General features: G+C 67.4%; 26 protein-coding genes. 17 read left to right on the forward strand and 9 right to left on the reverse strand.

Annotated features, from left to right (window positions below):
- Nucleotides 1–59: 59 nt before the first annotated feature.
- Nucleotides 60–500, reverse strand: a complete 441-nt coding sequence (locus AB0G28_RS31270; protein WP_361097056.1) for a DoxX family protein — start codon at nt 498–500, stop codon at nt 60–62.
- 249 nt (nt 501–749) lie between these two features.
- Here AB0G28_RS31270 and AB0G28_RS31275 point away from each other — a divergent pair, with 249 nt between their 5' ends.
- Nucleotides 750–2,615, forward strand: a complete 1,866-nt coding sequence (locus AB0G28_RS31275) for a translation factor GTPase family protein (protein ID WP_361097059.1) — start codon at nt 750–752, stop codon at nt 2,613–2,615.
- Here AB0G28_RS31275 and AB0G28_RS31280 read toward each other — a convergent pair.
- A complete protein-coding gene (locus AB0G28_RS31280) occupies nt 2,612–3,433 on the reverse strand; it encodes a DUF1206 domain-containing protein (protein ID WP_361097062.1) in 822 nt (273 codons plus the stop codon). The genes AB0G28_RS31275 and AB0G28_RS31280 overlap by 4 nt on opposite strands.
- Before the next feature lie 111 nt (nt 3,434–3,544).
- Complete coding sequence (locus AB0G28_RS31285; protein WP_361097065.1) at nt 3,545–3,970, reverse strand: hypothetical protein; 426 nt, start codon at nt 3,968–3,970, stop codon at nt 3,545–3,547.
- Between the two features lie 141 nt (nt 3,971–4,111).
- Between AB0G28_RS31285 and AB0G28_RS31290 the strand changes: the two genes are divergently transcribed.
- The 15 genes from AB0G28_RS31290 to AB0G28_RS31360 all read left to right on the forward strand — a co-directional run bounded on the left by AB0G28_RS31290 (nt 4,112) and on the right by AB0G28_RS31360 (nt 17,920).
- Complete coding sequence (locus AB0G28_RS31290; RefSeq protein WP_361097068.1) at nt 4,112–4,300, forward strand: hypothetical protein; 189 nt, start codon at nt 4,112–4,114, stop codon at nt 4,298–4,300.
- An 874-nt stretch (nt 4,301–5,174) separates the two neighbouring features.
- Nucleotides 5,175–6,590, forward strand: coding sequence for an AAA family ATPase (locus AB0G28_RS31295; RefSeq protein WP_361097071.1), 1,416 nt, complete (start codon nt 5,175–5,177; stop codon nt 6,588–6,590).
- 40 nt (nt 6,591–6,630) lie between these two features.
- The gene (locus AB0G28_RS31300; RefSeq protein ID WP_361097074.1) at nt 6,631–7,056 is read left to right on the forward strand and encodes a hypothetical protein; all 426 of its coding nucleotides are present in this window, start codon (nt 6,631–6,633) and stop codon (nt 7,054–7,056) included.
- Nucleotides 7,057–7,119: 63 nt separating this feature from the next.
- Nucleotides 7,120–8,358: a helix-turn-helix domain-containing protein gene (locus AB0G28_RS31305; protein WP_361097077.1), complete on the forward strand. Its 1,239-nt coding sequence runs from the start codon at nt 7,120–7,122 to the stop codon at nt 8,356–8,358.
- Nucleotides 8,359–8,362: 4 nt separating this feature from the next.
- Nucleotides 8,363–8,923 carry a flavoprotein gene (locus AB0G28_RS31310; RefSeq protein WP_361097080.1) on the forward strand — a complete coding sequence of 187 codons (561 nt, stop codon included), beginning with the start codon at nt 8,363–8,365 and terminating at the stop codon, nt 8,921–8,923.
- A 113-nt stretch (nt 8,924–9,036) separates the two neighbouring features.
- Nucleotides 9,037–9,333, forward strand: coding sequence for a hypothetical protein (locus tag AB0G28_RS31315; protein ID WP_361097083.1), 297 nt, complete (start codon nt 9,037–9,039; stop codon nt 9,331–9,333).
- A gap of 36 nt (nt 9,334–9,369) precedes the next feature.
- Nucleotides 9,370–9,831 (forward strand): hypothetical protein, encoded by a 462-nt coding sequence (locus tag AB0G28_RS31320; protein ID WP_361097086.1) that lies wholly within the window; start codon nt 9,370–9,372, stop codon nt 9,829–9,831.
- 547 nt (nt 9,832–10,378) lie between these two features.
- Nucleotides 10,379–10,666, forward strand: a complete 288-nt coding sequence (locus AB0G28_RS31325; protein ID WP_361097088.1) for an AMED_5909 family protein — start codon at nt 10,379–10,381, stop codon at nt 10,664–10,666.
- Between the two features lie 324 nt (nt 10,667–10,990).
- A complete protein-coding gene (locus AB0G28_RS31330) occupies nt 10,991–12,538 on the forward strand; it encodes an FtsK/SpoIIIE domain-containing protein (RefSeq protein WP_361097091.1) in 1,548 nt (515 codons plus the stop codon).
- A complete protein-coding gene (locus AB0G28_RS31335) occupies nt 12,535–12,963 on the forward strand; it encodes a hypothetical protein (RefSeq protein WP_361097094.1) in 429 nt (142 codons plus the stop codon). The genes AB0G28_RS31330 and AB0G28_RS31335 overlap by 4 nt, the downstream gene beginning before the upstream one ends.
- A complete protein-coding gene (locus tag AB0G28_RS31340) occupies nt 12,920–14,548 on the forward strand; it encodes a replication initiator (protein WP_361097097.1) in 1,629 nt (542 codons plus the stop codon). The genes AB0G28_RS31335 and AB0G28_RS31340 overlap by 44 nt, the downstream gene beginning before the upstream one ends.
- 13 nt (nt 14,549–14,561) lie before the next feature.
- The gene (locus AB0G28_RS31345) at nt 14,562–14,750 is read left to right on the forward strand and encodes a helix-turn-helix domain-containing protein (protein WP_361097100.1); all 189 of its coding nucleotides are present in this window, start codon (nt 14,562–14,564) and stop codon (nt 14,748–14,750) included.
- Between the two features lie 83 nt (nt 14,751–14,833).
- Nucleotides 14,834–16,012 carry a site-specific integrase gene (locus tag AB0G28_RS31350; RefSeq protein ID WP_361097103.1) on the forward strand — a complete coding sequence of 393 codons (1,179 nt, stop codon included), beginning with the start codon at nt 14,834–14,836 and terminating at the stop codon, nt 16,010–16,012.
- 145 nt (nt 16,013–16,157) lie between these two features.
- Complete coding sequence (locus AB0G28_RS31355; protein WP_361097106.1) at nt 16,158–17,267, forward strand: DUF262 domain-containing protein; 1,110 nt, start codon at nt 16,158–16,160, stop codon at nt 17,265–17,267.
- 11 nt (nt 17,268–17,278) lie between these two features.
- Nucleotides 17,279–17,920: an MAE_28990/MAE_18760 family HEPN-like nuclease gene (locus AB0G28_RS31360; protein ID WP_361097109.1), complete on the forward strand. Its 642-nt coding sequence runs from the start codon at nt 17,279–17,281 to the stop codon at nt 17,918–17,920.
- A gap of 158 nt (nt 17,921–18,078) precedes the next feature.
- Here the strand turns inward: AB0G28_RS31360 and AB0G28_RS31365 are convergent, their stop codons facing one another.
- Complete coding sequence (locus AB0G28_RS31365; RefSeq protein ID WP_361097112.1) at nt 18,079–19,236, reverse strand: acyl-CoA dehydrogenase family protein; 1,158 nt, start codon at nt 19,234–19,236, stop codon at nt 18,079–18,081.
- A 106-nt stretch (nt 19,237–19,342) separates the two neighbouring features.
- Here AB0G28_RS31365 and AB0G28_RS31370 point away from each other — a divergent pair, with 106 nt between their 5' ends.
- Nucleotides 19,343–21,016 carry an AMP-binding protein gene (locus AB0G28_RS31370; protein WP_361097115.1) on the forward strand — a complete coding sequence of 558 codons (1,674 nt, stop codon included), beginning with the start codon at nt 19,343–19,345 and terminating at the stop codon, nt 21,014–21,016.
- 5 nt (nt 21,017–21,021) lie between these two features.
- On the opposite strand, the gene purE is transcribed toward AB0G28_RS31370, so the two are convergent.
- The 5 genes from purE to AB0G28_RS31395 all read right to left on the reverse strand — a co-directional run bounded on the left by purE (nt 21,022) and on the right by AB0G28_RS31395 (nt 26,159).
- Nucleotides 21,022–21,519, reverse strand: a complete 498-nt coding sequence (purE, locus tag AB0G28_RS31375; RefSeq protein ID WP_020643502.1) for a 5-(carboxyamino)imidazole ribonucleotide mutase — start codon at nt 21,517–21,519, stop codon at nt 21,022–21,024.
- A 10-nt stretch (nt 21,520–21,529) separates the two neighbouring features.
- The gene (locus AB0G28_RS31380; protein ID WP_361097120.1) at nt 21,530–22,714 is read right to left on the reverse strand and encodes a 5-(carboxyamino)imidazole ribonucleotide synthase; all 1,185 of its coding nucleotides are present in this window, start codon (nt 22,712–22,714) and stop codon (nt 21,530–21,532) included.
- 13 nt (nt 22,715–22,727) lie between these two features.
- Nucleotides 22,728–23,924: a glycosyltransferase 87 family protein gene (locus AB0G28_RS31385; RefSeq protein WP_361097122.1), complete on the reverse strand. Its 1,197-nt coding sequence runs from the start codon at nt 23,922–23,924 to the stop codon at nt 22,728–22,730.
- Nucleotides 23,899–25,248, reverse strand: coding sequence for a glycosyltransferase 87 family protein (locus tag AB0G28_RS31390; RefSeq protein ID WP_361097125.1), 1,350 nt, complete (start codon nt 25,246–25,248; stop codon nt 23,899–23,901). The genes AB0G28_RS31385 and AB0G28_RS31390 overlap by 26 nt, the downstream gene beginning before the upstream one ends.
- Nucleotides 25,249–25,316: 68 nt before the next feature.
- On the reverse strand, nt 25,317–26,159 hold the full coding sequence (locus tag AB0G28_RS31395) for a GGDEF domain-containing protein (RefSeq protein WP_361097128.1): 843 nt from the start codon (nt 26,157–26,159) through the stop codon (nt 25,317–25,319).
- Between the last annotated feature and the right edge of the window lie 100 nt (nt 26,160–26,259).

Consider the following 26,259-nt stretch of genomic DNA (forward strand, 5'->3'; position numbering starts at 1 on the left):
CGTGAAGGCCTCCTTCCCGGCCATAAGAGCCGGTAAGGAGGCCTTCACGGACTTGCGGGTCAGGCGTTCTGGAGTTCGCCGACGTCGGCGTCGCGACGGGCGCGCTTGCGACCCCAGAGCAGGTGGTCGAGCGAGAGCCGGCCGCCGTTGAAGCCGAGCGCGAGGCCCGCGAGCGCGAGCACCAGGACGAGTTCGTAGCCGCCCTGGCCGGTCAGGCCGTTGTCGATGTGCACCGAGAGCAGCGCGCCGACCGAGATCACGACGTAGCCGATGCCGACCAGCGGCAGCAGGAAGCCGACGATGAACGCGATGGAGCCGAGGATTTCGACGGTCATCGCGAAGATGGCGGCGGCCGTGGGCAGCGGGATGCCCGTCATTTCGAAGAACTTCGCCGTGCCGGCGACGCCGTTGTTCCACTTCTGGAGCCCGTGTGCGAGGAAGACGACCGCGACGCCGATCCTCCCCAGCAACAGGGCCACGTCCTTGAATCGTCCGAACATCCGGTTTCAGCTCCCCGGTAGGTGAAATTTCAACTGGCCCGACCCAAAGTAGGGCACCGGGCACCCGCGCCCGAAGCTCCGGAGGGTGATCGACAGGAAACCGACAGGGAACAAAAACCGGTTTCACGACCCCCTCCGCGGGCGTTATCGTCGCCCTGACCTGCGTCCACGACCGTGAGGAGATCCCGATGCGCCGACAGACCGTCCTGCCCGGCCTGTCACCCGCATCACAAAGGACCTCCTCCACTCGTGAAGACCCTCAACATCGGCATTTTGGCGCACGTCGACGCCGGTAAGACCAGCTTGACCGAGCGCCTGCTCTTCGAGGCGGGCGCCATCACGCGCCTCGGCAGCGTCGACCGCGGCGACACCCAGACCGACTCCCTCGAGCTCGAACGCCGTCGCGGCATCACCATCCGGTCCGCGGTGGTCTCGTTCGTGACCGGCGACACCCGCGTCACCCTGATCGACACCCCGGGCCACTCGGACTTCATCGCCGAGGTCGAGCGCGCGCTGCGCGTGCTCGACGGCGCCGTGCTGGTGGTGTCCGCCGTCGAGGGCGTCCAGGCCCAGACCCGGGTGCTGATGCGCACGCTGCGCCGCCTCGCCATCCCGACGCTGGTCTTCGTCAACAAGGTCGACCGGATGGGCGCCCGCGACCAGCTCGGCGACATCCGCGCGAAGCTGGCACCACGGGCGTTCGCGCTGCACGCGACGCCGCCCGACGAGCTGGCCGAGCTGCTGGCCGACGGCGACGACACCTTCCTGGAGGCCTACGTCGAGGACCGCGCCGACGACGCCGTCCGCCGCGCCGAGCTGGCCCGGCAGGTCGCCCGGGGCGAGCTGCACCCGGTGCTGTCCGGCTCGGCGATCACCGGCGACGGCGTCGCCGACCTGGTCACGGCGATGGCCGAGCTGCTCCCGGCCACCGAGCGCACCGGGGACGGGCCACTGGCCGCGACGGTGTTCAAGATCGACCGCGGCCGTACCGGGGAGAAGATCGCCTACGCCCGGCTGCACTCCGGCTCGCTGTCACCCCGGCAGCGGATCACCTACCACCGCGGCCGGACCGAGTTCACCGGCCGTGTCTCGGCGGTCGAGGTCGCCGGGGACGGCGTCGCGCTCGCGGGCGACGTCGCCCGGGTGCGCGGCCTGCGGGAGGTCCGCATCGGCGACCGGCTCGGTTCGCCCGGTACCGCCCGCGACAGCGGGTTCGCGCCCCCGAGCCTCGAGACGGTGGTGCGGCCGGTCCGGCCCGGGCAGGCCGCCGCGCTGTTCACGGCGCTGACGCGACTGTCCGAAGAGGACCCGTTGATCGACGTGCGCCGCCGCGGCCACGACGTCTCGGTCCGGCTGTACGGCGAAGTGCAGAAGGAAGTGCTGCGCTCGATGCTGGCCGAGGGCGCCGGGATCGACGTCACCTTCGAGCGGACGCGCCCGTTGTACGTCGAGAAGCCGGTGGGCACCGGCGCCGCGTTCGAAGATCTGGATCCCGGGCAGCGGCTGTACTTCTTCGCCACGGTCGGGCTGCGGGTCGAGCCGGGTCCGCCGGGGTCCGGTGTCACGTTCGGTCTGTCGGTCGAGCTGGGGTCGCTGCCCCTGGCGTTCCACCGGGCGATCGAGGAGACGGTCCGCACCACGCTGGAGCAGGGGTTGCACGGCTGGGAGGTGCTGGACTGCGCCGTCACGCTGACGCACACGGCGTTCTACAGCCCCAACAGCGTCGCGGCCGACTTCCGTCACCTGACGCCGCTGGTGCTGATGGCGGCGCTGCGCGAGGCCGGCACGCGGGTGTACGAGCCGGTGCACCGCTTCGAGCTGGAGATCCCGGCGGACGCCGTCAGCGCGGTGCTGCTCAAGCTGGCGGACCTGCGCGCGGTCCCCGGCGAACCGGTGGCCGGGGCGACGGCGTGGACGTTGCGGGGCGGCACCATCCCGGCGGAGCACGTCCACGAGTTCGAGCAGGCCCTGCCCGCGCTCAGCCAGGGCGAAGGCGTCTTCCTCAGCGAGTTCCAGGAGTACCGGCCCTGCCCCGGGCCACCGCCGTCGCGGCCGCGGACCGGGGAGAACCCCTTGGACCGCAAGGAGTACCTCGCGCAGGTGGCCCGGCGTTAGCGCTTGTGCGCCCAGGCGGCGGCGAAGGCGTAGACACCGAACGCGGCGAGCCCGAGGGCGACGACGGTGAGCAGGACACCGCCGTAGGGCTGGGCGGCGAGCGTCTTGAGGGCGGTGTCCAGCCCGCCGGCCTTGCGGGCGTCGGAGCTCAACCCCGCGTACGCCAGCAGGATCGCGACCACGGCGAAGACGACGGCCTTGGCGAGGTACCCGGTCGAGCCCAGCCAGCCGACCCAGCGGCGGGAGCGGCCGGGCAGCTCGCCGATGTCGAGGTCCTGGAGGAAGCTCTGCTTGACGCCCTTCACGGCCGCGGCCCCGGCGACGATCGCGACCCCGATGGCCACGCAGACGACCAGGAACGGCCCGGCGGGCAGCTGGAGGACCTTCGCGGTGAACTCCTGCTGCTTCTGGGAACCGCCACCGCCCCCGCCGCTGCCGGTGGCGAGCCGGACGGCGGTGTAGCCGAGCCCGAGCACGACGACCCCGCGGGCGGCGGCGCCGATCCGCTTGCGCGTCCGCTTGCCGCCGCTGACCCACTCGTACCCGGTGGCGGCCATCAGGAACTGCCACAGCCCGAACATGACCAGGCCGACCGCCAGCACCCAGAGGACCACCTTGCCGAAGGACTCCTGCCCGATCTCCTGCAGCGCACCCTTCTGGTCGGCTTCGCGCCCCTGCTCGCCACCGAGGGCGACGCGGAGGGCGAGGTACGCGACGATGAGGTGCACGACGCCCCAGCAGGCCATGCCGGCGCGCCCGAGGTATTGCGCGGTGTTGCTCTTCTCGCCTCTTTCGGCGGTGGCCTCTGTCCGGTTCATACCGTCTGGGTACCCAGTCCGGCCCGTGATCGGCTGGGCTGAGCGGCCCAACGTGACTGAGGCGATGGGAGCATCCGGGCACACGGGCGCGACGGGACGGCTACGGGCCGCTCACGCGGGACGGCGGCGCACCTCGTCGAGCCCGGTCCAGCCACCGCTGGCGGCGAGCAGCGTCAGCACCTGCTCGGCCTGCTCGGCGAACCGCGCGAGGTCGTCGTGCAGCAGCGCGGCGCGTTCGCCGTCGAGCGGGGCGAAGTCGTCGAACCACAGCGAGATCGCCGAGCCCGCGGTGACGACGAGCCCCTGCATCAGCCGCAGCAACCCGGCCGACGGCTCGGCGACGGCCGCACGGTAGGAGGTCTCGATCTCGTCGCACGCGGCAAGCAGCTCCCGCAGCTGGGCAACGGCACCGGCCGGAGTCCCATCCCAGGCGGCGGTCGGCCAGGCGCGATCGGACAGCTCGAGCCACAGCCGCCAGCCGGCGACCAGCTCGGCTTCGTCGTGGGGCGTCCAGGACGCCGGAACCGGCCAGTACATGCTTCGAGAGTGACACCGCGGAAGGCGGAATCCGGCCTGTCGGTGGGTTATGTCTCATGTGGCGAAATTCAGGGAGCGACCTGCGCCACGGCCGCGACAAAAGCGTTGACGGCACACCCGCGGCGCTGTTTGCTCCGGCCCATGGCGAGGCGTCGGTACGTGGCGAGAGGAGTCCCGGGCGGCTACCGGATCTGGGACACCAAGGGCCGCCACTGGTGGGGCGACCACTACGAGCTGTGCCCGGACGACCTCCTCGCCGAGCTCAATGGCGCGAAGAGCGCGGCGAAGATCACCGCGCTCCTGAAGCGCTACCGAGCGCAGAAACGCTGACGCCCCCGGCACGGTGCGTACCGGGGGCGTCGATCGAAGCCGGGTTCAGCCCTTGAGCAGGGCGCGGGCCATGACGACCTTCTGGATCTGGTTGGTGCCCTCGTAGATCTGGGTGATCTTGCGGCCGGTCCGGGCCGCCCTGGCGATCATGCCCGAAAACAGCCTCTGAGCTGCGGCGATCCATCTCGGTAGTTCTCGGTGGATCTTGGCCTTCCCCGACCTCCGACGGCCTGCAGACGGCCTGGCGACGCTCGGGGTTTTGCCGCGTCCAACTGCTCGCGCTTGCCAGTCGGCGAGCTGGAAGCGGCTCCACAGTGCGCCCTGATTGGGGCTGCGTCGGCGGCTCGGCTGCTTCATCTCGGCACTCCTCCGGCTGGTCGGCGTCGGCGAGGCAGGCAGCGCGGTGGCTGTCCGTCCCCGTCTTCCTCGCCCCTGCCGCGCTTAGCGCCGGGTCGTCGGTGTCAAGGGTGAGCGGAGCTCATCGCGCAGCGACGCCGTAGGCGCCCTTGATGGCGGCGAGCCGGTGTTAAACGATCGCCTGCGAGGGAGCGGCCACCGCTTTCGAGTGGGCCTCGGGCGTAACGCTGATCGACTCGGCAACGTTCTTAGCCCTATGCGGCTCATCGGCTCAATCCGCGATCGGCGGCGCGCGTGCGCAGCCGGCCTCTCGGCGGGCTGCCCGGCGACCGGCGGCCGGAGCGGAGCGGCAGGCCGTCCGTGTCGCACTCGGGCAGGCCCGCCGTGCGGGTGGTGACGTGCGCGCCGCCGACGGCGGCGTCTTGATCCCATAGAGCCAAATTCGGCAACCGACTTGACTAACCCGACTCCTGGTCTAGGTTACGTGCGTCGTAAACCGGCGGCAGGCAGGAGAGACGTGAAGCTAACGATCAAGAACCTTGGGCCAGTCAACTCAGCAGAAATTCAAATCAGCCCGTTAACAATATTCGTTGGACCTAACAATTCAGGAAAATCCTTCACTGCATCAGCACTGTATGCCGTCCTCGCGCCCATCAGGACCCCCCTTGCCGTCTCTCAACCTGCCCGCGCCAGGAGAATGACACGACTCATTGGCGACGAGGTCATTTTATCAGTTGCTTCTTTTTTAGCGGAAACCATCGATAACACGATCAACATCGACGATGCACCCGACGAATTTGGCGAGCTATTCGAGAGAATGACATGGGTCATGCTTTCCGAATACTCCTTTACCCTTATCGAGTACATCGAACGCGTCTTCGGCGCCCCCGTACCGGATCTTCGCCGGATGAGCAAGACGCAACATGTTCCGGGTTCGTTATTGATCGAAAGCAAGCAGCCAAATTGGGCGATCCGAGTCAAGTTTAAAGCATCCGGCCCAGATATTCACTTAAAAACACCAAACATACGAGACCTTTGGCCGCTGATGACAAGGAGGAGATGGAGCAAGCGAGCCCGCGCCAACCTTGAGTCATGGCTTGGTGGCGGCCCCCTCATTCGCGACATTATGGCTGACGTACAGACCGCCCTCTTCAGAGAGGTTCCGAACCACACGAAGTACTTACCTGCGGCTCGATCAGGCCTAATGCACTCACATAAGGTCATATCCGGGTCACTTGTGAGACGGGCATCCTATGCCGGCATTGAAGACATGCGTATTCCGGCAATGAGCGGAGTCGTAACCGACTTTCTCAGCGAACTAATAGAGATCGATTCAAGCTATCGCAGCCCGTTTTACCCAATCGCAAGACGTCTCGAAGAGGAGGTCCTTCGCGGCAGCGTTCACCTAGTCGAAACAGTGAATAGCAGTCCAGAGATAATGTTCCACACCAATACCGGCGACTATCCGCTAACCAGAACTTCCTCAATGGTCTCGGAACTCGCACCCGTGGTCGTTTATCTCAAAAGAGTACTCCGCGAGCAAGACCTACTAATAATTGAAGAGCCGGAAGCCCACCTTCACCCACAGACCCAAGTAGTACTTGCCCAGATTCTTGTCAGATTGGTAAATTCTGGACTCAAGGTGCTAATCACCACGCATAGCGAATTCTTCCTGCAGCAGCTCAACAACTCAATCGTCGCCGGGAGCCTCTCCGAAAAGGGCGCAGAGTCACTAAGTCTCGACTCAAAGGTCACGATCCACGCTTCTGAGGTAAGCGCATATTTGTTTGACCCATCAGAGCGTGGCACCCTCGTTGCTCGCCAGGAATTAGACAACCGCACAGGAGTACCTGATATCGGATTTGATTCCGTTTCAGAGCAACTCTACAACCAGAATGTCGAACTTGATAGGCGGCTCAATGCGGAGAACTAGATTCTCACCTAAGGCGAGTTCACACCAGAAGTGCTGCACGGTGACTAGATTCACCGAAGGTAAGTGCTCCGTGAGTCTTCCGGGACCGAACGAGAGGTGGATATGCATCTCCGGATCAAAGTTCCAAAAGAATCACGACAATGATAAACGCCTCTGCGATTTATCTCTGCTCTGGGATCGAGACATCGCAGGAATGATCGCCGTGGCCCTGGAACTCAAGGGCGGTGGCGCAAGCGTGGAACACGTAAAAGAACAACTTCAAGGCGGCGCTAACCTACTAAACGAGCTGACCGACGAATGCAACCCGACTCCATTTGTCCCAGTGCTGGTCCACAATCGACTTTCAACGATGCAAATGCGAAGACTTGCAAAGGTGCACGTGAACTTCAAAGGAAAGCGATACCCTGTAAAGCTACTCAGGTGTGGTAAAAGCGTCCTTGAGGCAACCGAAGGCCTGGCAGCCTAGAAGCTCAGAACCGATCCCGAGTTCGGCGCAGTTACGTCGTCTCCGGACCTGTAGCCTGGGGGCATGCGTGGTGCGGGTGATCAGCTCAGCATCGGGGAGCGTATTGCCTTCTACCGGCGGCGACGCGGCTTGTCGCAGGCGGTGCTGGCTGACCTGGTGGGCCGGTCTGAGGACTGGTTGAGCAAGATCGAGCGAGGCGAGCGCGATATCCGCAGGCTGGACGTGCTCGCGGACGTCGCGCGGGGTTTGCGTGTCACGCTGGGCGATCTCCTCGGCGAACCCGTCCTCCTGGAGGACCAGGACGAGAACGACGACGTGCCGGCTATCCGTGACGCGCTGATGGCCCCTCGGCGGCTGTCCCGGACGCTGTTCTCTTCGTCGATGTCGCCGGAGTACATCGATCCGGCGCCGGTGGCTCAGCTGGTGGAAGGTGCCTGGTCGAGCTACCAAAAGGGCGACCTCGGCCGCGTGGTGACGGCTCTCCCTGGGCTGATCAAGACCACTCAGGAGATGGAGACGGCGTCAGCGGATGACGCGACGTACCGGCGGGTGTGTGCAGCGGTGTCCGCGCGAGTGCACCACCTAGCCGCGACGACGCTTAGCAAGGTCGGTGAGGCCGACCTCGCTTGGATCGCTGCCGAACGTGCCATGCAAGCGGCAGACGAAGCGGATGACCCGCTGGTCCTGGCCTCGGCCGCCCGTTCGGGTACGCACGCACTCCTAGCCGTCGGCCGGTTCGATGACGCCCTTGAGCTGGGCGACGTGGCCGCGAAGTGGTTGCTCCCGAGGATGGCGGCCGGTGATCCGGCGGCGCTGAGTCTCTACGGGATGCTCTACCTGCGGACTGCTGTGGCTGCGGCCCGGCACCAGGACCGCTCGACGGCGAACGAGCTGCTGTCGCACGCGGGCCGCGCGGCTGATCAGCTCGGGGTGGACGCTAACTACTGGCAGACCGGGTTCGGCCCGGCGAACGTCGAGTTGCACCGGCTCTCGGCTGCGCTCGACCTGGGCGACATCTCGCAGGTGATCGAGTCCGCGCCCCGGATCAACGTCGATCACCTACCGGTCGAGCGACAGGTAACGCACCTGATTGACTTCGCGCGGGCTCTGAGCCTGGTCGCGAAGGACGAAGAGGCTCTTCAAACCCTCCTGGAGGCGGAGCAGAAGGCGCCGACGATCGTTCGACACAGCACGCTGGTCCGCGAAGTCGTGCGGTCGATGTACCGGCGTGCCCCGGCGACGGGCGGCAAGAAGTCGTCGCTGCTGCTCGCGCTAGCTGAACGCTGCGGCGCGGTGAGGTAGCCGGATGGGCTCGCGTGTTCTCGGTCTGGTCGGCTCGGGCGCTGGCGGCGTCGAAGACCTGGTGCCCCGGCTGATCAAGCCCGCCCAGCAGGACGGCTGGACCGTCGCGGTGACCTTGACTCCGACCGCCGGCCGCTGGCTGGCCGAGTCCGGCGGGCTCGCCGAGCTTGAAGAGGTCACCGGCTACCCGGTGCGGGTCGAGCCGCGCTCGCCTAGCGGCACCAGCCCGCACCCGGCGCCGGATGTCTATCTGGTGGCTCCGGCTTCAGCGAACATGGTGGCCAAGCTCGCCCTCGGTATTGCCGACAACCAGGCGCTCACGCAGGTCAACGAGGCAATCGGGACCCGGAACCTGCCCGTGGTCGTCTTCCCTCGCGTAAACGCCGCGCACGCTCGTCACCCGTCCTGGGACATGCACATTGAGGCGCTGCGACGCGCGGGCGTGCACCTCGTCTACGGTGACGACGTCTGGCCGCTGCACGAGCCACGGAGTGCACCGGGGCGAGAACTGCCCTGGTCAGCGGTGCTCGACGCCGTGAATACGGCCGTCTCCTCCCCGCGCTAGTCCCCTGTCGCACCTACCCGGACAGTTTGTCCGGGGTAATCCACGTAACCGGGTGTCTCCTGGTTCCAGCGCGCCCGACCGGGCACGCCGAGACCGAGACATCGGGAGTGCAGATGGGCATTCACGTGGTGATTCAGCCCCTCGTCGGCTACGGCGCGGCGGTGGTTTCACCATCACCGGGTGTTCGCCAACTCGTAGCGGGCAGCGAAGAGGCTTCGTTCATCATCCAAGTGCCCGCCCGCATCGGCGGACTGATGGACACGGCGCGGTTCGCGCGCAGTCTGGCCGTTGCCGCGAATGAGTTCGGTGACTGGTGCGAGGTCCAGAACCGTACCCGGTCGTATTCCTCTTCCCTCGAACAGCAGTGGTCCAGCGCGGTCGACGACGCCGCGCCAGGTGAGCGCGACTGATTTCAGAATCCACAACAGACACAGCAGGGGCTAAAAATGGCTATTTACAAGGGTTTCCGTTTCCCGATCGAGTTCGACGACGCCTTCGCTCAGGGTTTGGTCATGGTCGGCGAGGTCTCGCCGGACAACGAATATCAGTCCCGTGAGGACAGGACGGCCGGTCGTCCGGCTCGGCAGCGGGTGGACGAGGTGACTGGGAAACGGCAGTGGAAGGTGACGGTCACCGACCCGGACGAGACGAAGGCGAAGCGCGCGTCTTTCGAGATCACGTTGCTGGCGGACGTCCAGCCGGTCCCGGCGACGTCGGAGGTGTTGCCGGGGATGCGGCCGATCGAGCTGGAGGGGCTGACGGCTGAGCCGAAGGTCGCCGGGCAGGGCGAGTTCAAGTACCAGTCCTACGTCTTCCGGGCGACCGGGTTCAAGGCGGCGGCCAGTGGCTCGGGCACGAAGGGCACGCGGTCGGCGTCGGGTGGCGAAGGGGCGGCGAAGGCGGCGTGAGCGGGGCGAACACGTCCGGGCCGGTTCGCGACGCCAGGACGTTTCAAGAGCTGGTCCGGGCGTGGGAGCAGGCGTACGGCGACTACATGGCGGCATGGCAGCACGCGACACGGGTCCTGTCGCCCGGGGCGTCGCTGAACACGTCGAATGCGGCGCAGCGGGTGTCACGGGCATGGCACGAATTGGCGAAGTCGCGCGGGCTGCCGTGGTGGTGCGTTGCGGCGTTGGAGTCGGCGGCCGAAGGGTTCGCGGAACTGGCACAGGATTGGGCGAGTAAGGCAGAGGGCGATGGGGCTTCGAGTCGACGGGTTCGGCGTGACGTGGACGGTCGAGCCTTCGGACCCGGTGACGCTGGAGGAGACCGGGCCGCATCCGGCGAGTCCGCCGATGCTGGTCGTGACCGGGGCGATGTCGGTGGTGTCTCTGGTGCTGCCAGGGGACGTGGACAAGTGGCCGGCCTGCGTGGCGTTCCTTCTCCGGCTCCGCGACGGGGTGGACGACCTGGCGGCGCTGGTGGCCGCGCGCGTGGCGCATCCGGTCGGGCCTGATGGGCGCGGACACGGTGGCCAAGTCGTATCGCGAGGCGGCGACGCTGGCTGACGCGCGGGAAGCGGTGTTCGTTCTCCGGCCTGAGCGGGACGCTGGTCTGTCGGTCTGGGTCGAGTTTCATCGGGCGAACGCTGCGATGTACCAGCGAGTCTCCGAAGTGGACCAGCGCCACCGCTGGGAGGCGCTGTACTGGGCCGGTTACGAAAGACGGCAAGTCGAGAAGCTGACGCAAAAGCCGGAGTGGAAATCGGGTTACGGCAAGGAGGGCGAGGCTACGCAGGACTAACTACCACAAGAACCGAATATCGACAATTTTCGCACGAGGGACGTGCGACGAACAAACACGTCCTTACGCATTGCAGATTGACCATTAGAACGCAGAACCGGTTCGTGGCTACCAACCTTTTCGCCGGTTCTGCGTCTGTCCACTGGAGAAGTGAACAATGCAGACGATAAATGATGACAACCGACGCCAGTCAACCGGGGTCACCCGGATGCGCTGCGTGGAATGCAAGCGGTTCGCTCGGCTGCTGCCGGGTGAGACCAAGTGCGCCCGGTGTCTGGGCGTGTTGCCGCTGGATCTGTCGGCGGTGCTGGGTGGTGGTCGGCGATGACCTCTCCCGGAATGCTGGTGATCGCCCTGGCCGGGCTCGGCCTCGGCGTGTGGGTGCTGGCCAAGATCGGACGCGCGCTGGCGTCGATGGCTGAAGCTCTGGCCGCCATAGCAGTCGTGTTCTTCGCCCTGTGGTGGGCCTGCAAGGTCGTGTTCTGGCTGTTCTCACAGGTCGTGATCCACTGGCGCACCTCGTTGACCGTGATCGCGGTCTACCTGTGGTGCGTCTGCGTCGGCTGGGTCTGGCTGGTGGTCAATCTCGGCGGCCTGGCGCTGATCCTCGGCGTGTGGCGGCTGCTCGACGTGACCTCGTTCGATCAGTGGTGCGGCCGGCCGTTGCGGTCGTGGTGGCTGCGCTGGGCGGTCTATCACCTCAAGCTCCCCGGCTGGCTGCACGCCTGCGGCCTCAGCGTCCGCGACGCCGCGCTGCCGGTCGAGGTGACTGTGAACCTGGTGGGTCGCCGGAAGGCGTCTCGGGCGACGGCTCGGCAGTCCGGGGTGCAGGTGCCCAAGGTCCTCGGCGTCCGCTCCGGCCCGTCGTGGGATGAGGTCCGGGTTCGGCTCGTGCCGGGCCAGAAGCCCGAGGACTTCGACGACGCGGCCCGTGCGCTGGCCTCGGCGCGGAAGGTCGCGCGGTGTCAGGTGCGGGAGCTGGCTCCGAACGTGGTCTCCGTCGACTTCCAGCGCCGAGACCAGCTGGCGCCCCTCGTGCAGGCCCCGGCCCTTCCCGAAGGGCAATCCGCGGTCGACCTCCGGCGCGTGTGGGCCGGTCGCACCGAGTACGGGCACGACTGGCGCGTCCCGCTGCTCGGCTCCGGCGCGCACTGCCTGACCGCCGGTGCCTCCGGCGCGGGCAAGAACTCGGTGATGTGGTGCCCGCTGGTCGCGGCGGCCCCGGCGATCCGCTCGGGCCTAGTGCGCATGTCCGGGATTGACCCGAAGGGGATGGAGCTCGCCTACGGTCGCGGAATCTTTGCCCGGTATGCCGTGTCGGGGAAGGACGCGCTCGAGGTGCTCGACGGCCTGGTCGAGGAGATGGAATCTCGCAAGCGCGAGTTCGCCGGGCGGGTCCGCACCATCCCGCTGTCCACCGAGTACCCGTTGGAGCTGCTGGAGTTCGACGAGATCGGCGCTCTGACCAAGTACACGGATCGCAAGACCCGCGAACAGATCGTCGAACGCGTCGCCCTGCTCAACACCCAGGGCCGGGCGCTGAACATCTCGGTGCGTGGCTATGTGCAGGAGCCGACCAAGGACACTGTCCCGGTCCGGGAGCTGTTCACCCGGCGCGTGTGTCTACGGGTGACGTCGAAGACGCACGTCGGCATGGTCCTCGGCGACGGCGCCTACGAACGCGGTGCGTGGGCCAACCGCATCGGCGACTCCGAGGCCGGGGTGGGGTTCGTTTGGGGCGAGGGCATCCGCGAACCCCTACGCATCCGCGCCGGGTGGGTGTCCGACGAGACGGTCAAGGCGCTGGAGCACTACGTCACCAACGGCGGCACGGCTCGGCCCGCGCTCGGCGGCGAGGGGGTGGCCGCGTGAACCGGCTGATGGTCTTCCTCGACACCATCCGAGACCACCTCGACCTGCACCAGCTCCCGCCCGTTGCCACGCTCACCGTGCGGACCTGGTCGGACCCGCTGACAGTCCAGCTCGACGCCCATCAGCTCCCCGACATCGCCGGGGCCTTGCTGAGCTGGGCGAACACCCTCGACGACGTGGCGGCCTCGCTCTGGCGCACCCCGGGCAGTCACTCGGTGCACCTGTCGGTCACCGGCCGGACCCCGTGCGGCATCCCCGTGCACGTCTACAGCGGCGTCCACTTCGACCCGGCCGTGTTCCCGGACCTGCCCGCCGGACAACGGCAGGACATACCCGTGTTCCAGCTCCGCCAATGGACCCGCACCGGGGAGGTGGCGCCTAATGACCGACCAGCAACAGACCCAGCCGGCCGGGACGCGGGCTGAACGGATGCGGACACCGCTGGCCGCGGACGTGATCCGGGCGACGGCGGAGAAGCACGGCGTCTGCGTCCGCCCGTTCACCATGGAGGTCGGCGACACCGAGACCGGCGAACTCCGCTACGTCCCGGTGCCGTGCGGCTCCACCGTGGAATCGGTGTGCCTGCCGTGTGCGCGGAAGGCCAAGGCGCTGCGGCAGGCCCAGTGCCGTGAGGGCTGGCACCTGACCGAAGAACCCAACCTCACCCCGGAACCGCCCTCGGAGGACCACAAGGAGCTGCTGACCTACCGCGCCGACCTCGTCGCGGCCTACCGAGAGGTGGTCGAGCACGACCAGGTCGAAGCCGAAGAGCTGCGGGAGGAGATCGCCGGGGTCGACGCGGAACTTCGGCAACTCGGGATGCGCGGCCGGCTGCCCGCGCTCGACGTCCCGACCAAACGGGCGGTGAAGCGGTCAACTCGTCGTCGGCAGGACGCGCCGAACCTGCCCCGGCGGAAGGTCGCCAAGACCACCGTGGGGCGCGAGTTCGCGGGGAAGTTCCGGCCGTCAATGTTCGTCACGCTGACCTGCGACACCTACGGCCCGGTCCGTGATGGGGCACCGGTCGATCCGAGTCGATATGACTACCGGCGGGCGGCCCGGGATGCCGTGCACTTCTCCGCGTTGGTGGATCGGTGGTGGCAGAACCTGCGCCGGGTCGTGGGCTGGGACGCGCAGTACTTCGCCACCGTCGAGCCGCAGAAGCGGACCGCTCCGCACCTGCACGCGGCGATCCGTGGCGCGATCCCGCACGAGGTGATCCGCCAGGTCACGGAGGCCACCTATCACCAGGTCTGGTGGCCCAACCACGACGAGATCGTCTACACCGACCGGCTGCCGGTCTGGGACCCGGACACCCGCGCGTTCCTCGACCCGGACACCCGTGAGCCGCTGACCATCTGGGATGACGCGGTGGACCAGGTCGAGGACCCGGCGCACGTGGTGACCTTCGGGCGGCAAGTGCACTCGAAGGGCATCCTCGGCGGCACCGAAGAGGCCGGCCGCCACATCGGCTACCTCACGAAGTACCTGACCAAGTCCACCGGTGAGGTGGTCGAGGCGGACACGGCGCGGCTGCGGGATCACCACGACCGGCTGCACGCCGAGCTGTCGGTCACGCCGTGCTCGCCGCGCTGTGCGGTCTGGCTGCTCTACGGGGTCCAACCCAAGGGCGCGGGCAGCAAGACCACCCCGGGGCACTGCAAGGGACGGGCGCACCGGCGGGCCACGCTCGGGCTGCCGGGGCGTCGGGTGCTGGTCTCGCGCAAGTGGTCGGGCAAGACCATCGACGATCACAAGGCCGACCGGAAGGCGTTCGTTGCGCAGGCATTGGCGGCGATCGGGATCGAGAAGCCACAACCGGACCCGGCCCGGCTGGTCTGGCGCAAGGTCGAGCCCGGAGACCCGCAGGTCCCACCCCGGCCATACCTGGTCATGCGCGCCATCGCGGAGCGGATCACGTGGAAGGCCGAGTACGACCGGGCGCTACTCGCCGCCGCCGGACCACCAGGGGACGGTCCGGAAACTTCGGCAACTCTGCTCGCGGCCTAACCAGGGGGAACAGATGAACATCAACAACATGGACCGGCTTTGGTCGGTTGACGACGTGTCCGCCTACCTTGGCGTCCCGGTCAAGACGCTCTACCAGTGGAAGTGGCGCGGCGAGGGTCCGCCGGTCCGGAAGATCGGCCGTCATCTCCGCTACGACCCGGCCAAGGTCCAAGCCTGGGTCAACGGGGAGGCGGCAGCCTGATGGGACACATCCAAGATCGCTGGTACCGCCCCGCCCGTGACAAGGAGACTGGGAAGGTTCTCCTGAACGGACGGGGAAAGCCAGTGCTCGAAAAGACTGAGCTGTACGGCGTCGGCCTGCGGTACAAGGTGCGCTACCTCGACCCGGACGGCGAGGAGCGCTCAAAGTCGTTCCCTGACAAGCAAAAGAAGCGTGCGGAAGACTTCCTTGTCGGTGTGGAGTCGGACAAGCGCGAGGACAAGTACATTGACCCGCGCTCGTCGTCCAAGACGTTTCGGCAACAGGCTGAGAACTGGCTCAAGGCGCAGTCACCCGACCCGGCAACGCGCGAGATTCTGCGTAGCCGACTCGAAAGCCAGATCTACCCGGTCTTCGGGCACCTGAAGTTCGGGCAGATCAAGCCGTCGACCATTCGTGACTGGCTCGGCGTGATGGAAGAGAAGCGGCTCGCTGCCAACTATCAGGTCGTGCTGTTCACCATCGTGACCGGCGTCCTGGACTCGGCGATCGACGACAAGTTGATCCGGGAGAACCCCTGCCAGGCGAAGACCGTTCGGCGGCCGGTGGGCAGCAGTCCGCAGGTCGTGGTGTGGCCGGAAGAGCGGGTGCACGAGGTGCAGGCCGGGCTCGCTGAGCGGTTCCGCGTCGTCGTCCCGCTCGGGTCCGGGCTTGGGCTGCGTCAGGGCGAGATTCTGGGCTTCTCGCCGGACGACGTCGACCGGGACGAGATGGTGGTCCGCGTTCAGCGGCAGATCAAGACCGTCAAGGGCGTGATGATGTTCGCTCCGCCGAAGGGCGGCAAGACGCGGACGGTGCCGCTCTCCCCTGCCCTGCTGACCGAGATCGACGACCACGACGACCGGTTCCCGGCGACTGCCGTCACGCTCCCGTGGAAGAAGCCCGACGGCGAGCGGGTCACGGTCCGACTGCTCGTCACGGGCGAGGCCGGCCGCCTGTACACCGGCGACCTTTTCACCAAGGTCGTCTGGCAGGGCGCGTTCAGGGAGGCGGAGATCACCCACCGTGGCCGGGCCGACGGCATGCACGCTTTGAGGCACTTCTACGCCTCGACGTTGCTGTCCCGCGCGGTCTCTATCAAGGAGCTGGCTGAGTACCTGGGGCATGCCGATGCGGGCTTCACGCTGCGGACGTACACGCACCTGGTGCCGTCGAGCCACCAGCGGGCTCGGCAGGCCATTGACGCGGTGTTCGGGCGACGCGATGGGGCACAGCGGGATGCGAACATCGAGCTCTCCGCCTAGATCAGCGCCAATTGGTCAACCTACCTGCAGCAATCACCGATCAGTCGACCACCTGACTCGATCAAGTAGCAGCTGCCAAGAATCTAACGGCATGCCTATACTGTGGCCACGCGGCTGCACGCCCCGACCAAAGCAAAGGAGCAGGGTGGACGAGAATCTAAATGAAGCAATCGCCTCGCGGCGGCGGGAAATATCTACCGACGCCTATAGCATGTCACTGGGCGAACTAACAAATCTCTATCGCGATGGCGAACTGGACGTCCACCCTGAGTTCCAGCGAGTGTACCGGTGGACCGACGAACAGAAAAGTAAGCTGATAGAGAGTATTCTTCTTGGCATTCCCCTACCGTCTATATTTGTCGCACAAAATACCGACGGCACTTGGGACGTCGTGGACGGCGTGCAACGAATATCGACAATTCTTCAACTACAAGGCCTACTTGTAGATGAGGACCGGCAACCATTACCGAAGTTGACCCTTCGGCCAACGAGATACCTTCCTCAACTTGATGGAAAGGTTTGGGAAGACGCCGACCCAGACAAGTCGCTCGATCAGGCACAAAGGCTTGACATCAGGCGCGCCAAGGTGGACCTAAAGATCATCAAGAGGGACTCCTCTCCCGGGGCCAAATACGACCTATTTCAGCGCCTTAATGGCTTTGGCACACTTCTTAGTCCTCAAGAGCTCCGAAGCTGCATGGTAATTGCAACGGATAGAACCTTCTATCGATGGATCGAAAGGTTGAGCAAGCACGAATCCTTCGTGGAAACGACGTCCCTGACCGATCGACTCAAGGACGAGCAGTACGATCTTGAATTGGTTCTACGCTACCTCGCTTTCCGCTCCATTCCAGAGGATGACATCAGGAGAATCGGAGCACTTGGGGACTACTTGAACGATAAATCGGTTAAGATTGCCGAAGATGGCATCGACTACTCAGTGGAAGAAGAACGATTCAAGACCACCTTTGACCTGCTGAGTGAATCACTAGGCGACAACAGCTTCAGAACGTTCAACCCCAGTAAGGGCCGTTTTCAAGGGTCGTTCTCAAATACCGCCTTTGAGATCGTCGGCTTGGGCTTGGCCTATCACATAGACCACTACATTACTAACCAAGAGACCCTCGACCTAGAGAACCGAGTCAAGAAGATCTGGGAAGACGGAAGCTTTGGACGCGGATTCGCCACCGGCAAGAGCCCCGACGAGCGACTTCGACGAACGATACCTGCCGGCCGCAGCCTCTTCGCCCCCTAAGGCGTCCAATAGTGGTAACAAGATTGGAATTAGTAGCCGACAAATTAGACGGCGAGCTAGCCCTGCGTCGACGCGAACTGTCGGATATCAATCTGTCAGCCCAGTCGTCAGCCGGCAACAAGGCTGCCACACTGCGTCGAGCCGGACACGTAATGGCCTACGCACATTGGGAGGGCTTCGTAAAGCTGGCGCTTACAAATTATATTGCCGAGGTTTGCCAGCAACAGAGAGTGGTGGGAGATCTCAGGGGCGGATTGCGAGCAGCCATGCTTTCAACCCGGATCAATGTCAGCGCAGCAGAGAATCCGTTCTCTCTCGCGATCGAGCTTGTGGAGTCGGTCCGCGGGCACACAACCGAGAAGTTCACCTTAACACCTGAAAGCCTGCTGAAGACCGGCAATCTGACGTCCAAAAAGTTTCGCAGCATGCTGTCTATATGCTCACTAGACTACCTCGATTACTACGCCACCAAAGAAAACTTTATCGACGAGGTATTGTGCGGTAGACGACATAGAATTGCCCACGGTGGGCCTCAGCCTATCAGTGCGGACGACCTATCAAAGACCATCAACCGCGTACTTAATCTCTGTCAAATGGTTAATGACCAGGTGATCGAGGCACTGCTGTACGAACACTACTTAGCCAATAGCTGAAACATCGAAGCCTCGACTAGCTCGACCCACGACTCGACGTTCCACTCATGAGATGCAGGGGTTGACGCGGTGTTCGGGCGGCCTGGTGCCGATGACGGCCTGGAGGCGGCCTGATCATGGACCACCAGGGCCGCCCGAACTACCGAATCAAGATCAACCTAGCCCTTGAGCAGGGCGCGAGCCATGACGACTTTCTGGATCTGGTTGGTGCCCTCGTAGATCTGGGTGATCTTCGCGTCGCGCATCATGCGCTCCACCGGGAAGTCGCGCGTGTAGCCGGCGCCGCCGAAGAGCTGGACCGCGTCCGTCGTGACCTCCATCGCGATGTCCGACGCGTACGCCTTCGCCGCCGAGGCCATGAAGCCCGCGCGCTTGTCCCCGCGCTCCGAAGCCGCCGCTGAGGCGTACACCAGGTGGCGGGCCGCTTCGATCTTGGTTCCCATGTCCGCCAGCATGAACTGGACGCCCTGGAACTCCGCGATCGCCTTGCCGAACTGCTTGCGGTCCTTCACGTACGCCACCGCCGCGTCCAGCGCGCCCTGCGCGATGCCCAGCGCCTGCGCGCCGATCGTCGGGCGGGTGTGGTCCAGTGTGCGCAGCGCCGTCTTCAGGCCCGTGCCCGGCTCGCCGATGATGCGGTTCTCGGGGATCGTGCAGTTCTCGAAGTAGATCTCGCGCGTCGGGGAGCCCTTGATGCCGAGCTTCTTCTCCTTCGGGCCCACCGAGAAGCCCGGGTCGTCCTTGTGGACCACGAACGCCGAGATGCCGTTGGCCTTCTTCTCCGCGTCCGGGTCGGTCACGGCCATCACCGTGTACCACGAAGATTCACCCGCGTTGGTGATCCAGCACTTGGTGCCGTTCAGCACCCAGTGGTCACCGTCCAGCCGGGCGCGCGTGCGCATCGACGCCGTGTCCGAGCCCGCCTCGCGCTCCGACAGCGCGTACGACGCCGAAGCCTCCCCCGACGCGATCGACGGGAGCACCAGCTTCTTCAGGCCCTCCGAGGCCGACAGGATGATCGGCTGGGTGCCGAGCTTGTTCACGGCCGGGATCAGCGACGCCGACGCGTCGACGCGCGCGACCTCTTCGATCACGATGCACGCGCCCACGGCGTCCGCGCCCTGGCCGTCGTACTCCTCGCCGATGTGGACGGCGTTGAAACCGGACTTGACCAGCGCGTTGTACGCCTCGATCGGGTAGCGCTCGTTCTCGTCGACCTCGGCCGCGTACGGCGCGATCTCCTTCTCGGCCAGAGCCCGGACCGCGGCCCGCAGCTCCTCGTGCTCCTCGGCAAGCTGGTACAGGCCGTCGGTCACTTCCGGTCACCTTCTCTGCAACGTCGGGAGGGGTTCGATCGATGTTAGCGCTCGTTCACCTACGACGTCCTTGTGGCGTTGACCGCAGAATTCGTATGGTCGGGTGATGCCGATCACCGCGCCGACGACGCCGCCCGGTCTCCCCGCCTCCCTCGACTACCCGGAAGTCCCGGCCGGTTCGATCCTGGCGGCGGGTGCCGCGCGCTGGGGCGACCGGACCGCCTTCGCCCACGACGGCCGCAGCCTCACCTTCACCGAGACCTACCGCGCCGCGTGCCGGTTCGCCAACGCCCTGCGCGAGCGCGGCATCGGTCGCGGCGACGTCGTGGCGCTGCACCTGCCGAACTGCCTGGCCTTCCCGGTCGCCTACTACGGCACGCTGCTGGCCGGGGCCACCTTCAGCCCGGCGAACCCGCTGCTCCCGCCGGACGACCTCGCCTTCCAGCTCGCCGACTGCGAGGCCACCGCCGTCGTGACGTACGGCCCGGTCGCGGGCGCGCTCGCGAGCGTCGCCGGCCGGATCCCGGCACGGCTGACCGTCGTCGCCGACCCCGCCGGCGACCTGCCCGAGGGCGCTGCCGAGTTCGAGGCGTTCCACGCCGGGCAGCCGGAGACGCGGCCGGAGGTCGACATCGCGATCCACGACGACCTCGCGCACCTCGCCTACACCGGCGGCACCACCGGCCGCTCGAAGGGTGTGCGGCTCTCGCACCGCAACGTCGTCGTCAACACCCTCCAGCACGCCTGCTGGGGCACCGGGTCGGTGCCGGCCCTGGACGCGCACGGCGACGTCACCCTCGACCAGATCGGCGGCGAGGACGAGTGGCCGTCCCGCCTGGGCACCGGTGTCGCGATCAACCTGACGCCGTGGTTCCACGCCATGGGCATCATCGGCGGGATGAACGCGCTCGTGATCGCCGGCACCACCGTCGTCCTCCACTCGCGCTTCGACCCGGCGGCGTACGTCGCCGACGCCGAACGGTTACGCGTCACCGGTATGGGCGGAGCTCCGGCGCTGTTCGCCGCACTGCTCGCGACGCCGTCGTTCCACACCGCCGACCTGTCGTCGGTGAAGGCGATCGGCTCGGGCGCGGCACCGATGAACCACGCGATGATCAACGCGCTGCGCGAGCGCTTCCCGGGCGTGGTGGTCACCGAGGGCTACGGGCTCACCGAGGCGACGATGGGCGCGGTGATCTCGCCGACCTACCGCTCGGGCACCCGGAAGGTCGGGTCGGTGGGCGTGCCGATCTTCGACACCGAGGTCAAGATCGTCCCGGCCGAGGGCGGCGAGGACCCGCTCCCCGCGGGCGAGCGCGGCGAGGTGTGCCTGCGCGGGCCGCAGATCATGCTCGGCTACCGCAACCGCCCCGAGGAGACGGCGGCCGCCCTGGCGAACGGCTGGCTGCACACCGGCGACATCGGCGTCCTCGACACCGACGGCTATCTGTCCATCGTGGACCGCAAGAAGGACATGCTGCTGTACAAGGGGTACAACGTCTTCCCGCGCGAGCTGGAGGAGCTGCTCATCACGATGCCCGGCGTCGCGGCGGCCGCGGTCGTCGGCCGCCCCGACACCGAGGTCGGCGAGCTGCCGGTGGCCTTCGTGGTGCCCCGGGGAGAGCTGGACGCCGACGAGCTGATGGCCGCCGTCAACGAGAAAGTGCTGCCCTACAAGCGGTTGCGGGAAATCCACGTGGTCGAACAGATCCCGGTGTCCGCCGCCGGGAAGGTGCTCAAGCGCGAACTGCGGCAGCAGCTGATCGGCAAGCTCGGCTGAGCGAGCTAGTGGCCGGTCTTCTCGCGCAGGGCCGCGTCCTTGTCCAGGACCAGCTTCTCCAGGTCCTGCTGGAAGCGCGCCATCTTCGCGCGCAGGCCCTCGTCGGACGCCGCCAGGATGCGGACCGCCAGGAGGCCCGCGTTGCGCGCGCCGCCGACCGAGACCGTGGCCACCGGGACGCCCGCCGGCATCTGGACGATCGACAGCAGCGAGTCCATGCCGTCGAGGTACTTCAGCGGGACCGGGACGCCGATCACCGGCAGCACCGTCGCGGAGGCCACCATGCCCGGGAGGTGGGCCGCGCCGCCCGCGCCCGCGATGATCGCCTTCAGACCGCGCGACGCCGCCGAAGTCGCGTAGTCCAGCATGCGCTGCGGCGTGCGGTGCGCCGAGTAGACGCCGACCTCGTACTCGACGCCGAACTCGTCCAGCGCCGCACCGGCCGCCTCCAGCACCGGCCAGTCCGAGTCGCTGCCCATGATCACGCCCACCTGCGGCGCCATACCTGATCTCCTAGTGGATTTCGTAGCCGTCGAGCCAGACGGCGTGGGACAGCCAGTGCGCCGACAGCAGCGCCCGGTTGCGCAGGTCGTCCATGCGCTCGCCGGTGAAGTTGACGTGCCCGAGCTTGCGCCCCGGCCGCTCCTGCTTGCCGTAGAGGTGCACCCGGACCTCCGGGTACCGCGCGAAGAGGTGGTGCAGCCGCTCGTCCGGGCCCATCTCGGGCAGCTCGGACGCGCCCAGCACGTTCGCCATCACGCACGCGGGCGCGACCAGGTCGGTCCGGCCCAGCGGATAGTCGAGCACCGCCCGCAGGTGCTGCTCGAACTGCGACGTGCGCGCGCCGTCCATGGTCCAGTGCCCGGAGTTGTGCGGACGCATCGCCAGCTCGTTCACCAGGAGCCCGGTGTCCGTCTCGAACAGCTCGACCGCGAGCAGCCCGGTGACGTCGAGTGTCGACGCGATCCGCAGCGCCAGGTCCTGGGCTTCGTGCACCCGCTCGTCGCTCAGCCCCGGCGCCGGGGCGAGGACCTCGGTGTTGATGCCGCCGGTCTGCACCGTCTCGACCACCGGGTACGCCGCGCCCTGGCCGAAGGGCGAGCGGGCGACGAGCGCGGACAGCTCCCGCCGCATCGCCACCTTCTCCTCGACCAGCAGGGCCGTGCCCGCTTCGAGCAGCTCCGGCACGGTCTCGCGGGCGTGCTGCGCGGTGTCCAGCATCCAGACGCCGCGGCCGTCGTAGCCCCCGGTCGACGCCTTGAGCACGACCGGCCAGCCGTGCTCGCCGCCGAACGCGAGCACGTCGTCCACAGTGGACACCTCGGCGAAGGCGGGCCCGGGCACGCCGAGCCCGGCCATCATCTCGCGCATCACCAGCTTGTTCTGCGCGAAGCCGAGCGCGCTCGCCGCCGGCCGGATGACATGGCCCTCCATCGCCAGCGTCAGCAGGTGCTCACCCGGCACGTGCTCGTGGTCGAACGTGAGCACGTCGACCGAGGCCGCGAACTTCCGCAGCGCGTCGAGGTCGGTGTGGTGTCCCAGGGTGACGTCGCCCGCGACGAGCCCCGCGGCTTCGTTTTCGCTCGCCGCGAGCACGCGCAGGGACTGGCCCAGGGAGATCGCCGCCTGGTGCGTCATCCGGGCGAGCTGGCCGCCGCCCACCATGCCCACGACGGGCAGACCGGTGTGTTTGTCCATAGCGCCGATCAGCCTAGACGGTGACCACCTGCGGTGACCTCCGGACCAGACGGAGCTCACGCGCCGCGAGCCCGAGGATCCCGGCCGCCGCCGCGAGGACGTAGAGGTTGCCCAGGACCGACCAGCCCAGGCCCCAGCCGAACTCCGCGTCGCCGCCGTTGGGCACCAGCATCACGATCTGCGAGACGAACAGCAGCGCGACCGCCGCCGCGGCCCACCACCGCGCCTTGACCACCAGCAGCGTGATCAAGGGCACGCACCAGACCCAGTGGTGCGACCACGACACGGGCGACAGCAACAGCCCGTAGAACGCCGTCACCAGCAACGCGGCCGCCTCCTCACCGCGCCGGTGCAGCCGCACCACCAGCCACACCGCGGGCACCGCGAGCACCGCCGCCACCCCGACCGCCACCGCCAGCGACCAGGGGGCGAGTGCCGAAGCCCGGTTGACCAGCCCGTTGAGCGACTGGTTGAAGATCCAGTGCACGGACCCGACCCGGCTCGGGTCGGTCGCCGAATCCCGCCAGAACCGCGCCGCGTCGACCGGGATGACCGCGAACATCACCGCTTCGAGTGCCACGAACGTGCCCACCGCGCGCAGCCCGTCCTTCCACCGGCCGGTGAAGAACAGGTGCGGCACGAAGATCAGCGGGGTCAGCTTGATCGCCGCCGCCACGCCGATCAACACCCCCGCGAACCGCGACCCCCTGGCCGAGAGCACCAGGACGTCCAGCACCACGAACGCCATCAGTATCAAGTTGATCTGGCCCAGGAACAGTGTCTTCCACACCGGTTCCAGCGCCAGAGCGGCGGCCGTTCCCGCCGGCAGCACCCACCACTTGGGAGAGTGCCCCGGCGACGACGAAACCACCGTGATCACGACCATAAGGGCGACCACCGACAAAACCGCGATCACGCCCCACACCAGCCCGGACGGCACGAGGGCGAGCGGCAGGAACAGCGGCGCGGCGGCCGGGGTGTAGGTGAACGGCAGCCGCACCCAGTCGGGCAGCGCGGTCAGCACGTCCCGCGTGTAGAGCGGGTCGCCGTGCAGCAGCGTCAGCGCCCCCGCGCGGTACACGGCGCTGTCCGCGCCCACGTGCCACCCGGCGAGCCAGACGACGACACCGAAAGCCAGGACGAGCAGCGCGAGTACCCCGGCGAGCAGGCGGCCGGTGCGCGCGTCAGACGCCGGTCGCGACGTCGACATGCTCGTCCGGAGCGGCCTTCGCCCTGGCCCGCCGCTGCAGTCCCCAGCGCAGGATCAGCGCCGCGGCCAGCACGACCGGCATCAGGATGTAGGCGTCCCCCAGGATGTTCTGCCACACCTGCCAGTGCAGCTCGACGTTGCGGCCGTTCGGCAGGATCAGCAGCACGCAGCTGACGAACACGAACGCCACCAGCCCGGTCCCCACCCAGCGCTTCCACGCCGTCTTCGGGGTGGTCTTCGGCAGCCGCGAGACCAGCAGCACGATCAGCGGGATCACCCACACCCAGTGGTGCGTCCACGAGATCGGCGACATCAGCAGCGTCCAGAACGCCGTGACGAGCAGCGCGGCCAGTGCCTGACCCTTGCGGTGGAAGCGCATCAGCAGCCACAGCGCCGGGATCGCGAGCAGGAACCCGATGCCCATCGCCGCCTTCGACGCCCACGGCGCGAGGTCGGTGGCCCGGTTCATCAGCGCGTTGAGCGACTGGTTGCCCGCCCAGTGCACCGGCCCGATCCGGCCGGTGTCCGGCAGCGTGACGGTCCAGTACTTGGCGGCGTCGTGCGCGTTGATCAGGAACATCAGGCCCTGGAGCAGCACGAAAGTCGCGAACCCGCGGATGGCGTCCATGCGGCGGCCGGTGATGAACAGGTGCCCGAGGAACACCAGCGGCGTCAGCTTGATCGCCGCCGCGACGCCGACCAGGACACCGCCCCAGCGGCTCCCCCGCGCGCCGATGACCAGCATGTCCAGCAGGATCATGGCCATCAGGATCAGGTTGATCTGGCCGAGGAAGATCGTCCGCCACACCGGCTCGAGACCGAGGAAGACCAGGAAGAACACGATGGTCGAGCGGGCGGGCGAGGCCCACCAGCGCGGCCCGTCCGCGGCGGGACGCGGCAGCGCGCCGATCGCGATCCGGATCGACAGCGCCATCGCCCCCAGCGAGACGGCGGTGATCAGGCCCCAGGAGATCTGCGTCGGGAACGCCGCCAGCGGGACGAAGATCAGTGCCGCGGTCGGCGGGTACGTGAACGGCAGCAGCGCCCACCACGGCTCGGGGGCGAGGGTGTTCGCGTCGTAGAGCGAGTCGCCGCGCAGCAGCGTGAGCGCGCCGGCCCGGTAGACCGCGCTGTCGACCCCGAGCACCCAGTCGTGCTGCCAGCCGTAGATGCCGTACCCGATCGCGACCAGCGGGATCACCGAGAGGATCAGGATCGACCGCGGGCGGACGGACAGCCGGGCGAGTGACTTCCGCAGGGCCAGCCGGTGCTGGGGTCTGGCCGCGACGGCGCCGTCGACGTCGGTGGATACGGTCCGGGTCACCGCACCAGGAAATCATGACCGGCCCGGTCCCGGTCGGAAGGGTCCGAGGGAACCGGACTTTTCGTGCGTTACGCCCGCGCGAGGTGGGCCAGCAGGTCGCACGCCAGCTCGTGGGTGGCGGGCAGCCGCACCGCCGACACGCGGGGCCGTCCGGCGTCCGCGAGCTGCGCGTCGACCGAAAGCCGCTCGTGCAACGCTCTTCGCAGCGCGACGCCGTGCGAAGCGACCCGCTCGTCTTTCGGGACCAGGGCCGCGACGACGGACGGCCCGAGCGAAGCGATGGTCTGCCCGCTGTCGAACACCGCCCGCAGCGCGTCCGCGACCAGGATCATCCCGGTCAGCCGCGGGAACCCGGCGACGGCGCTGAGGTCGAGCGAGACGACCAGCAGCACGTGGTCCTCGGCCGCCGGCCGCTCGCACGCGGCCGCCGCGCGGTAGACCTCGACGAGCCGGGTCCGCAGGTAGGCCGCGGTCGGCAGGCCGGTCAGCGAGTCGGTGACCTCGGTGTGCACGAGCTGGTCGGTGGCGACGTCCGCCCAGGCCAGCGCGGTGGTCCGGAGCAGCCGCGCCGGCGTGGCGTCGACGTCCGGCACGATGAAGCCTTCGCCGCTGTGGTCGAGCACGGCGTGCAGCGCGGCGAGGTCGGCGAGGGTCTCCGCGAGCCCCGCGCCGGCCGCCGCCCGGGCCCTGGCCAGCCCGGCCAGCGCGGTTTCGGCGGCCTCGACGCGGCCCTTGGCCATCACGGCCGCGCAGACCGCGTCGACCTCGGGCAGGGCCCAGTCGCTGGGGAAGCGCCAGCCGGCGGCCAGGCTGGCCGTGCGCCAGCGCGCCCGCAACGCGCGCAGGGCGTGGTCGGCCCGGGCAGCGGGTGGGACGTCCTCGGGGCCGGACCGCGTAGCCGGAACGTCCACTGGCCACCCGCCCCTTTCGTCCGGTCCGTGTCGATCTTGCTCGGTGCTTCACGGTGAGGACGTGTCCCGGCAGTCACCGTGACGCGTACTGACCAGTTTT

Origin of the sequence: Amycolatopsis sp. NPDC021455, from assembly GCF_040640995.1 — a bacterium.
Lineage (GTDB): Bacteria > Actinomycetota > Actinomycetes > Mycobacteriales > Pseudonocardiaceae > Amycolatopsis.